Origin of the sequence: Bacillus sp. LB7, from assembly GCF_030449715.1 — a bacterium.
Lineage (GTDB): Bacteria > Bacillota > Bacilli > Bacillales > Bacillaceae > Bacillus > Bacillus paralicheniformis.
Map to the genome: position 1 here is coordinate 1 of NZ_JASGCA010000004.1, position 10,972 is coordinate 10,972.

Here is a 10,972-nt window from a genome sequence, read left to right on the forward strand (position 1 = left end):
TAGATTTCACTCACATTTTAACAAAAAAAGCTTGTCGATCAAGCCACTTTTTATGGCTTTGTCGACAATCTGAAAAGGACAAAACCTTTAAGCGGTTTTGTCCTTTTTTATCATTTTGTTTTTTTAGCTGCGTCAAAAGCTTTTAAAGCGTTGACTAAGCCGTATCCGTAGCCGTTGTTCGGCGATTTTTTAAAGGTTTTGTCAGTCAGAGGCGTCGCCGTATTCAGCAGGATGCGCTCGATTTCATCGACTGTGAGATCCGGATTGGCTTCCCTCATTAAAGCGACGATGCCGGATACATGCGGGGTTGCCATCGATGTCCCGTTCATTGCAGCATATTTGTGTCCCGGATAAGCAGAGCGGATGCTGACGCCAGGTGCAGAAATATCGGGCTTGATTTCGTCATATGGCGAAGGCCCTTGCAATGAAAAGTCGGCTAACGCGTTTGTGCTGTCAACTGCGCCAATCGCGAAAGATTGCGGATAGTTGGACGGGTTTTCAACTGAACCCGGCCCGCCCGGTTCGAATTCGCTGACATTGCCTGCTGCAAATGCAGGGAAGATATCAGCTGCCCGCCAAGCTTTGACAATATCCAAATACCATTCATTGAGTCCGCGTTCCCCTGCCCAAGAGTTGTTGACGACATCGGGAGCCTTTTCAGGGTGCGCTTTTCCTTTCGCATCTTTCGGGGCCAAAATCCATTCTCCTGCAGCCAAAAGGGATTTTTCATCTCCGCCGTCCTCTGAAAAAGCCTTGACAGCGATCCACTTCGCTGTCGGCGCGACACCGATCTGGTTTTTGCCGCCGGCTTCTGAGCCGACCATCGTGCCTGTCACATGTGTGCCGTGGCCCAAGTCGTCATATGGCGTTTTCTTATTGCTTACCGCATCAAACCAGTTGAACTCATTGTCTGGACTATTCGGTTTAGAAGGATTGTAGCCTCTGTACTTTGTCTTCAACGCCGGATGATCCCACTCAACGCCGGTGTCAATCGAAGCGACAACGGCTCCTTTGCCTTTATAGCGCTTTTTCCAGACATCAGGAGCATGAACCTGCTGAATGTTGGAAGCGGGGGAACGATCCGCGGACGTTTTCGATTCTACCGTAGGTTTTTCAGTGTTGCCGAGCTTAATTTTTTGATTGGGCAGCACTTTTTCAACCTCCGGAAATGAAGCCGCTTTTTCCATAACATCCTTTGTCGCTGTCACAGCGATGCCGTTTACAATATAGAAAGATTCCACTTGCTTTGCTGTTCCTTTTTTCTCTTCTTTTTCCAAAAACGATTTCAAGTCTTTTTGCGTTCTCTCAGCTTTTGTACGCAGAGACGTCAGCACGGCCGAACGTTTGATTTCTTTTACTTTTTTCACTGTCATAACGCTTGCTTTCGCCCGGTTTTCAGCCGCTGTTGCCGCTTGCTGAAGATTCGCCTGGTTTTTCATTTTGATTAAAAAAGTCACTTTATCTTCTTTCTCAAAACGTTTGTAAAGAGCGCTTGATATTTTGCTTTGTTCCTTGGCCTTCGCTGCCGTGCCTGTTTCAGCGTGCACAGCAGCCGGAGCGAGAAGTGAACCGATGAGTGCAGCGCACATGAATGTGCGAAATAATGGCTTTTTCTTCACATGACATCCTCCTTTAGCAATAGCAAATATAGTCGTTTCTTGCGTTTCTTTGTCTAGAAACAGAAACTATTAATAATGGTAAAAGAAAAGACTTATAGATATTGTCGTATTTTGTCATTTTTCCTTTGCCAGTTTGTAAATTCGTTCTTTTTACATATGACTTGTTCACCGTCATAGTTCGGCCAGATGACAAGACGAAAGGAAAATCCGTGCATCCGGGAGAAAAGAGAGAGGTTAGATGCAAGGCTTTTGAGGGAGGCGCTTCGATCAGAATGACAATTGATGCTTTTGTAGGAACGTTTATTCGTCAAGGGCTGTTTTCTCGCCTATAAGGTGAACTACAGATAAACTTTTAATTTGTATTTGATTTAATTAAAAATCAGTTATCGGGATCTTTTAATTAGGAATCTAGAAAGTTATGTAGAGTGGGGAATTCAGTGTGGCACAAGCGATTAACAGAAATAGCTAAGAATGTTTAAAAACAAATTAAAAGAAAAATTAATTTAACAAGTTTTCTCGTATACATTGCTAATGTTTTTAGGTCTACTGACTAATTTCATTACATTTAAAGAACAAAAGGCTGCTGATTCGATGTCAGCAGCCTTTCTCTTAACTAACACTATTCAATTCTAAAGCCCTGAAGCTGATCGATTTCTTTGTACTTTTAATTAGTATTTAAAAGTACAAATTAAATTTTAATCAGCGTTTATTGCGGTTTCTTAAGAAAGTCGGGATGTCAAGCGTATCCTCGGCAGGCTGTGATTGGCTGCGGTGCGGCATGCTTGGCTCCTCGCGCTTCGGCTCCCGTTTCGGAGCAGGCTGATGATGATGCTGTTTTAAGCCTTGGTTTAAAGGTCTCTGCGGCTTAGATGCATCTTGATCCTGTTCGATAAAGCCGGTCGCGATGACTGTAACGACGATTTCGTCTTTCAAGTTTTCGTTGATGACAGATCCGAAGATCATGTTGACGTCCTGGTCAGATGCAGCTGCCACAATGTCCGCTGCTTCCTGAACTTCATAAAGGCTTAAGTTGGTTCCGCCTGTAATGTTCATCAGCACGCCTTGGGCGCCGTCAATCGCCGTTTCAAGCAGCGGGCTGGAAACAGCTTTTTTAGCGGCTTCTGCAGCGCGGTTCTCACCTGTCGCTACACCGATACCCATCAGTGCAGAACCTTTGTTGGACATGATCGTTTTGACGTCGGCAAAGTCAAGGTTGATCAGTCCAGGTGTTGCGATCAAGTCTGAAATGCCCTGAACACCTTGACGGAGAACGTTGTCCGCTTCGCGGAACGCTTCAAGCATCGGTGTGTTTTTATCGACGATTTCAAGAAGACGGTCATTCGGAATGACGATCAGGGTGTCGACGGCTTCCTTCATTGCTGAAATACCGCCTGCCGCCTGAAGTTGTCTTTTTCTTCCTTCAAAGGTAAACGGCCTTGTGACAACGCCGACAGTCAATGCGCCCAGATCTTTTGCGATTTGTGCGATGACAGGTGCCGCGCCCGTTCCTGTTCCGCCGCCCATTCCGGCTGTGACGAACACCATGTCTGCACCTTTCAGCGCTTCTTCAATTTGTTCTTTGCTTTCCTCTGCGGCTTTTTTGCCGACTTCCGGATTGGCTCCGGCGCCGAGACCGCGTGTCAGCTTCGCACCAATCTGCATTTTCGTTTCCGCTTTTGACAGGTTGAGAGCCTGGGCATCCGTGTTGACTGCGATAAACTCGACTCCCTGAACGTCATTTTCGATCATCCGATTGACGGCATTGTTACCGCCGCCACCTACTCCTATTACTTTAATCGATGCTAAGCCGTCTATATTTGTTTCAAACTCTAACATGCTAAATCCTCCTAATCCGTCGAATGACTAATCTCTATTCCCAAAAGAAGTTAAATATTTTCTTCATTTTGCTTGGCTTTTTCTCAGCTTGAGCCTGCTGCTTGGATTTTGGCTTCGGTCGCTGCTGCACTTCTTTTTGATGTGTTGCCGCGACTTCCTGAACCGCTTGTTCCGGCATCTTAAACCCTACTTTTCTGCCTTGGATTTTTGCGTTGCGGTAAGCGAATTGGATGAGGCCGACTCCTGTCATATATTGAGGTTCTCTTACACCGATATAATTCGGGCTAGCCACTCTGACGTTATTTTGAAGAACATCCTGTGCGAGGCTGAGGACCCCCGGCATTCCAGCCTGTCCCCCTGTAAGCACAAACCCTCCCGGCAATTCTTTTATTCCCATGTTCCGCAGTTCCTCTGCCACGAATAAAAAGATTTCTTCGAGCCTGGCTTCTATAATGTCTGCCACTTCCCGCTGAGAAAAGGTTTGCTTTTGGTCTGTCCCGATCACGGCGACTTCAAATGTTTCCTCTTCCGACGCTTCTTCATAGAAAGCATGTCCAAACTGCTTCTTCACCCGCTCAGCTTCGTCTGTGGAAGTGCGCAATCCGATTGAAATATCCTTGGTGATGTTTTCTCCTCCCAGGGGTATGACGCGGGTCGCAAGAAGATGGCCGTCCTCAAATACGGCAACCGTTGTCGATCCTCCCCCGATGTCGATTAAAGCCACTCCGAGGTTTTTTTCGTCCTTTGATAAAGCGACAGATCCGGCAGCCAGCGGCTGAAGGCAAATATCCGTTATTTCAATTCCCGCTCTTTCCACACAGCGCAGCAGGTTATGTAAAATCGTTTTAGAACCCGTGATCAGCGATCCTTCCACTTCAAGGCGGACGCCGAGCATCTTTTTCGGATCTGTGATATCGCCTCTGCCGTCAACGATAAACTGTCTCGGAATCACATCGACGATCAGCTGTTCAGGCGGGATGGAAACGACTTGAGCGGCCTCCATCACCCGGCGCACGTCTTCAACATGGATCTCTTTATTCTCGCTTGAGACAGCCACAACACCGTTCGTTTCTTGAATATGGATGTAGTTCCCGTTAACCCCGACGATCGCGTGGGTGAGCGGAAAACCTATCATTCTTTCTGCTTGTTCAAACGCTTTTTTTATAGAATGAACCGTTTCATCTATATCAACGATTGATCCTTTTTTCAGCCCCTCTGAGGGAACATTTCCGACTCCGATAATGTTAAGAGAATCGTCTGACATTTCACCGACGATCACTTTAATATTGGACGTACCGATGTCTAGACTGACGTAAAGTTCATTGTTGTTCATTCTATGGCACCTCCTCACATTTCAGTCAATTCTATTCTATTATTTGCCGAACAACAATACAATGAATCTGGTTTTACAAGTGTGTAACAATCAATACAAACCAATACGCTTCGTTTTTAGTTTTAGGATTACTGTGAATATTCGTGATATCCTATGTATATCCTCTTTTAAATCCGATTTTTTTTAATTTTTTCTCCTCGAGGCCGTCCATTTGGCGAGCAGTATTCTTCTGATGACCGCGATGTTTTGGAAAAGCCTCACACCAAATGCAAACATACCGACTAAATACAAGTCTACACCAAGATGAACGCCCAGAAAAGCCAAACTTATGGCGAGAATAATATTGAAGAAAAAGCCTGTCACAAAAACTAGTTCATCGTATACACTTTCCAAATGGGCCCTTATTCCCCCGATCAAAGTATCAAGGGATGCAAGAATCGCCAGGGACAAATAATTTGAGTATTCATCCGGAATGGTGAAGTTCGTGCTGAACCCGATTGTAATTCCGAGCAAAAGCCCTAAAACCGGAAGCCACATTAGGAATTCTCTCCTTTTGATTTCTCGAGCGGTTTCAAAGGCGCAACTTGCATTGAACCTTCGTAAGCTTTGATTTTGATTTGTTTTTCAGGCCTTTTGATTTGTAAATCCAGATTTTCTCCCGCGAACAGATCCTGCAGGGATGAAGCATTCATTCGGCTATATAGTTTATCGGCGTTTTTGCCGATGACTTTTACCGTTATCGGATAGTTGTCCAAAGGATATCCGTCGATTTTGGTTGTTCCGTTGATATCCCTGATCACCGTCGTGTTGACAACCCTTCTGTCATTGATCGATATTTCTTCCGCTTCATACATATTCAGTTCATTAATCAGCTTTTTCAGAAGGTCTGGAGGGGGATTTTGAATGGATTCTCCCGTGAGTTCTTCCGAGAAGAGCTGAGAAATGGTGATGATGATTCCGTTCCCTGTAACATCTGTAAAGCCGGCCTGTTTTTTTAAGTTTTGAAGCGTTTCATTCAACGCTTTTGTCCGCGAGGTTTCTTCTTGATGACTGTATGTGTTCAGCATTTTTTCATACTTGTCAATTTCGCTGATCAGCTCAAGCTGTTTTTTCTGTTCTTTCTTCAGGTCCTCCCTGAGGTCCCAAATGTCCCGCGTATCGCGGACCTTCGGCGCTTTCAGCGAATTGAACTGCACGGACAGCATAATTCCGAAAATGAGCATCAGGATGCTCAAACTGATGAAACGATTATTTTTCTTCAACGTCCGCCCACCAACTTTTCAACGTTCATTCCCCTTGCTTTAAAAGGGGCTCCATCTTGATTTGGTCTTGTTTTTCGATGCTGACTGAAATATGATCGCGGCTCAGCTGGTCCACAAGTCCTCCTGCAATGTTCAGCGCCGGCATCAGCACATCCGCATCCCCGATGGCCGAAATGACAAACGGCGCGGGATATTGGTTGCCGTCAACCGTGATGACAGGACCGTTGCACGATATGTAAGAATGATGCGTCACGCGCTGTCCGTTGATCGACACCGCGGCCGCCCCGGAAATCCACAGCTCATTGAGCAGGCGGAATATGTGGCTTTCATGGACGATATAGTTGTTGACATTCTCACCTTCCGGTATGTAAGAAGCGTCTTTCAGCGTCACCTTGATTCCTTCGCCCTGAACGCCGATTTCCCCAACGAACATTCTGTACCTTTCAACATCTTCCACAATATTGTAATACTCTTTTTTTTCCTTTTTCAAAGCCGTTTCTGTTTTCTGTACTTCCTGCTGTTTTTTGTAAAGCTCCTGTTCCAGCTTTTTATTTTGCTTTTCCTGGGAAATCAGCCGGTCGCGCAAGGAATACTCCTCTTTCCAATTTTCGGCGGTTTCTTCATGGTCTTTGTTTTCCCTGGCGAATTGATAGGAGAAAGACAGCAGGAATCCGAGGACAAGCATGGCGAGTGAAAGATTGACTGTGTGCCTCTTCAATTTCCGTCTCCCTTTTTGCTTTCATCCGTTTTTTTCAGAGGTTCAAAATAAGTCGCGACTTCCATATGGATAATGCCTTTTTCCCCTTTCGGCAGCTCTTTTACGATCGCCGGATAGCTGTTCATTTTCTGTCCGAACGTTTTCAGCGAAGCTGTCACGATATAGCCGTCGTTCATATACAGTCTGATCAGCCAAGGATTCGATTTTTGAGGCGTATAGTTAATCTCGGAAATCGACTTTTTCACGGAATCGGAAAGCTTGTTCAGCTGCTTTGCCATTTGAACGAGCTTTTCGTCTTCCTCCCAGTTATTAAGGGTCGGTCCGATGTCAGTCGGCGTCACCTCTTCAGGAAGCACTGTGCCGTTTTCAAGCACAGAGTAGTACACATTATGTTTTTGCAAAAACGCAATGCTTTTATACTCTTCGATGGAGATGGCGATTTTGTTGGGCAGCTGTTTTGAGATTTCGGCTTTTTTGATCAATTTATTCTGCTCGATCTTTTCTGCGGCTTTTTGCTTGCTCAGACTCCAGAATTCCGTCTGTCCTTTATGGATCGAAGACAGGGAAATGATCTGGTCTTTTGAAACGTTTTTGTTTCCTTTGATCTCTACCGTCGAGACTTTGCTGATCGGCGTCTGCAGGTAAATGATGATCAGCATCATCGTGAAAAAGAGCAGAATAAACGTAATCAGCCGGCGGTTTGCCTTTTGCTTTCGCTGTTCTTTGATTTTGGGAATCCGTTCTTCTATATTCACTACTTTTTCTTTATCAATACCGGGTTTCACGTAGGCTCACCTCAGGTTAATAAAGCAGACAAAAAGACTTTTATTTGCTTATTTTTGTTCGAAAAAAGACGCGCTTCCCGACATATGAAAGCACGGGGCAAGCTAAAAAGCTTCCGTTTAGCGAAACAAACGACATACTAGGATGCCGTTTGCTTGTTTGTTTCATACATTATATCATAAGGCGATCTGAAGTAGAGAGGCCGTTTACCGTTTTTCTCCGATAATTTCGACCTCAGTGTGCATGTCGATATCGTATTTTTCTTTAATCGTTTTTTGAATGAATGCAATCAAATCCAGGACGTCTTTCGCTGTTGCGCCGCCTGCATTGACAATGAAATTGCCGTGCATCTCTGAAACCTTTGCCCCGCCGATCTGATAGCCTTTCAAACCAGCCTCTTCAACTAGCCGGCCCGCATGTTCAGGCAGCGGGTTTCTGAAGATGCTGCCGGCGCAAGGGTTGGACACAGGCTGCGTTTCTTTTCGGTAGTCTTTGTTTTTCTGCATCTGTGCGACGATCTCATCGCGTTCTTTTTGCTCCAGCTGGAGAACGGCTTCAAGACATATGCCCGGCCGCTCGTTTTGCAGGATGGACGTGCGGTAGCTGAACGTCATCTCTTCATTCGTCAGCCAATCGATCGTTCCGTCTTCAAACAGGATCAATGCTTTCACCAATACCTTGCTGATATCTGAACCGTGGGCGCCGGCATTCATGTAAACCGCTCCGCCGACCGAACCCGGAATGCCCGCGGCAAATTCGAGGCCGGAAAGCCCTTTTTTGCTGATGCCTGTCGCAAGCCTTACGACAGAGTAGCCGCCGCCGACCGTTACTTGCTCGCCGTCGATTTCCATATGGTCAAGTCCTTGGCCGAGCTTGATGACAACGCCTCTTATCCCTTCATCGAGAACGAGAAGATTCGAGCCTCTGCCGATGGCCGTCCACTTGACGCCGTGCTTCTTGATCACCTTCATCGTATCTTTGACAGCTTGAATGTTTTTCGGAACCACCAGCACGTCAGCCGGTCCTCCGATTTTAATCGTAGTATGGTTGCTGAGCGGCTCGTTTTCCAGAACTTTGCCGACTTCAAGTTCTTTTAATTCTTGTATCACCTTATCCATCGAAAACCTCCAAAATCCTTCTGTCTTATCATTTTGCATGATGTTTCAGTTCTTTCAGCACATTGTACAAGCGTTCGGCCGCGTCCGGCACGCCAAGCGACTTCGCGTGGCTCTTCATCTCTTGCAGCGTCTTTTCGTCTTGTAAAATATGATCGATCGCCTGAATTAAGCGGTCTCCATTAAGCTCTGATTCTTTTAAAACGACAGCGGCGTTCTGCTCTCCTAGTGAGCGTGCGTTCACTTCCTGGTGGTTGGCCGTAACGTACGGACTCGGAATCAAAACGCTTGGAATGCCGAGCGCGGTGATTTCCGCTATTGTCGTTGCTCCCGCGCGCGCGACGACGACCTCGAACGCTTTTAAGTACTCGGGCATTTGATGGAGAAACGGCTGAACGACCATATTCGGAGCGGCACCTTCTTTTTCAAGCGCAGCTGTTACTTTATCATAGTGAACTTCCCCTGTGACATAAAGAACCTGGTAATCCCGCTTTTTTAATTCGTTTTGCATCTCGATAACCGCTTCATTGATCGGAGCGGCACCGCGGCTGCCTCCGAAAATAAGGACCGTTTTTTTGCCTTCTGAAAGGTCCAAAGCGGTCAGGGAACGGCCCCCTTTTATAGAGACGACTTCAGACGCCCTCGGGTTTCCTGTAAAAACAACTTTTTCTGCAGGAAAATGCGGTTTCGCTTCATCAAAACAAATGGCTACCTTATCAACATATTTGGATAAAAACTTATTGGTGAGTCCGGGAAGGCTGTTTTGTTCGTGGATAATCGTCGGAATCCCCAGTTTTGAAGCAGCGTATACCACGGGTCCGCACACGTAGCCGCCCGTGCCGATCACCGCGTCGGGCTTAAACCGTTTTAATTCTTTTTTGCATTCCTTAACACCCTTTAAAAAGCGCATGACAGTTTTGACGTTTTCAAATGACAGCTTTCTTTTAAAACCCGTAATTTCAATTGACTTGAAAGGGATCCCTTCCCGCTCGACGATATTTTTCTCCAGGCCCTTTTCGGTTCCGATATATAAAAACTCAACATCTTCATGATGCCGTTTCACTTCTTTAATAAACGCAAGGGCGGGGTAAATATGGCCGCCCGTTCCGCCTCCGCTAACAACAATCCGCATCTGTTCTCCCCCTTATTCCTTATGTACACGCCGATAACCCTGCTATCTCGCAACAGGGTTATCGTCAAAATCTAGTATCTAGAATACCTGCTGACATTCAGCAGCACGCCGACCGCCATAAGCATCAAGGTCAGTGATGAACCGCCATAGCTTAAAAACGGAAGCGTAATGCCTGTAACAGGAATCAGGCCGGTCACGACGCCAATATTGATCATAACCTGAATCGCTATCATCGAAATGACGCCGACGGCGACAAAGCTGCCGTATAAATCGGGCGCACCGAGCGCGATCCTGATGCCTCTCCATAATAGAACGCTGAAGAGCAAAAGAATCAGCGATCCGCCGATAAAGCCGAGCTCCTCTGATAATATCGCGAAAATAAAATCTGTCTGCGGCTCAGGCAGATAAAAAAACTTTTGCCTGCTCTGGCCGAGGCCGAGGCCGAACAGCCCGCCGGGCCCCACCGCATAAAGCGACTGAATGATTTGAAAGCCGCTCCCCAAAGGGTCCTCCCAAGGGTTCAAGTATGAAGTGATCCTTTTGATCCGGTACGGCGCCGACAGCACAAGGCCGACAAAGCCGCTCAGACCAAGAAGACCGAGAAAGACGAAGTGCGAAATTCTCGCCCCCGCGACGAAGATCATAATGATGCATGTGCCGACCATTACGGTTCCTGTTCCAAGGTCAGGCTGCAGCATGATGATCAGAAAAGCTGAAAAGACAATGCCCAGCGCCGGCACAAAGCCTTTTCTAAACGATGTAATATTCTTTTGCTTTTCAGATAAAAACTTGGCCAAAAATGCGATCATCGCGAGCTTCATAAACTCGGACGGCTGAATGCTGAAAGCGCCGACTCCGATCCAGCTCCTCGACCCGTTCCGTTCCATGCCGATCCCGGGAACAAGGACGATGATGAGCAGAAAGAAACATACTATGATCAGTATTTTCGCATAAGTCCTCCACGTCCAGTAGTCGACGTTCATGATGAAAAACATGGCGATGACCCCGATGCCGGCAAACAAAAGCTGCCGTTTCGCAAAGAAAAAGGAGTCGTCGTATTTGTAAGTCGCCCATACTGCACTGGCGCTGTATACCATAATCAGTCCAATTGTTAAAAGCAATAGCGTAATGATAACCAGCAAAAAATCCGGTGACGTTTTTTTTGTTTGCAAAG

General features: G+C 46.3%; 10 protein-coding genes. All 10 read right to left on the reverse strand.

Features of this window, described 5'->3' with window-relative positions; all coding sequences use genetic code 11:
• Positions 1-110: 110 nt before the first annotated feature.
• Positions 111-1,619 (reverse strand): S8 family serine peptidase, encoded by a 1,509-nt coding sequence (locus QMZ64_RS06540; protein WP_322784719.1) that lies wholly within the window; start codon positions 1,617-1,619, stop codon positions 111-113.
• A 699-nt stretch (positions 1,620-2,318) separates the two neighbouring features.
• Positions 2,319-3,455: a cell division protein FtsZ gene (gene ftsZ, locus QMZ64_RS06545; RefSeq protein ID WP_265627108.1), complete on the reverse strand. Its 1,137-nt coding sequence runs from the start codon at positions 3,453-3,455 to the stop codon at positions 2,319-2,321.
• Between the two features lie 34 nt (positions 3,456-3,489).
• On the reverse strand, positions 3,490-4,788 hold the full coding sequence (gene ftsA, locus QMZ64_RS06550; protein WP_154997796.1) for a cell division protein FtsA: 1,299 nt from the start codon (positions 4,786-4,788) through the stop codon (positions 3,490-3,492).
• 183 nt (positions 4,789-4,971) lie between these two features.
• Entirely contained in the window at positions 4,972-5,325 is a 354-nt protein-coding gene (locus tag QMZ64_RS06555; protein WP_003181559.1) for a small basic family protein, read from the reverse strand.
• The gene (locus QMZ64_RS06560; RefSeq protein WP_020451306.1) at positions 5,325-6,050 is read right to left on the reverse strand and encodes a DUF881 domain-containing protein; all 726 of its coding nucleotides are present in this window, start codon (positions 6,048-6,050) and stop codon (positions 5,325-5,327) included. The genes QMZ64_RS06555 and QMZ64_RS06560 overlap by 1 nt, the downstream gene beginning before the upstream one ends.
• A gap of 25 nt (positions 6,051-6,075) precedes the next feature.
• Positions 6,076-6,768: a DUF881 domain-containing protein gene (locus QMZ64_RS06565; RefSeq protein ID WP_243940190.1), complete on the reverse strand. Its 693-nt coding sequence runs from the start codon at positions 6,766-6,768 to the stop codon at positions 6,076-6,078.
• The gene (locus QMZ64_RS06570) at positions 6,765-7,553 is read right to left on the reverse strand and encodes a cell division protein FtsQ/DivIB (protein ID WP_020451304.1); all 789 of its coding nucleotides are present in this window, start codon (positions 7,551-7,553) and stop codon (positions 6,765-6,767) included. Before QMZ64_RS06570 ends, QMZ64_RS06565 begins: the two co-directional genes overlap by 4 nt.
• A gap of 204 nt (positions 7,554-7,757) precedes the next feature.
• Positions 7,758-8,669 carry a UDP-N-acetylmuramate dehydrogenase gene (gene murB / locus QMZ64_RS06575; protein WP_243940187.1) on the reverse strand — a complete coding sequence of 304 codons (912 nt, stop codon included), beginning with the start codon at positions 8,667-8,669 and terminating at the stop codon, positions 7,758-7,760.
• A 28-nt stretch (positions 8,670-8,697) separates the two neighbouring features.
• Entirely contained in the window at positions 8,698-9,798 is a 1,101-nt protein-coding gene (gene murG / locus QMZ64_RS06580; RefSeq protein ID WP_265627109.1) for an undecaprenyldiphospho-muramoylpentapeptide beta-N-acetylglucosaminyltransferase, read from the reverse strand.
• A 71-nt stretch (positions 9,799-9,869) separates the two neighbouring features.
• The gene (gene spoVE / locus QMZ64_RS06585; protein ID WP_075752954.1) at positions 9,870-10,970 is read right to left on the reverse strand and encodes a stage V sporulation protein E; all 1,101 of its coding nucleotides are present in this window, start codon (positions 10,968-10,970) and stop codon (positions 9,870-9,872) included.
• Between the last annotated feature and the right edge of the window lie 2 nt (positions 10,971-10,972).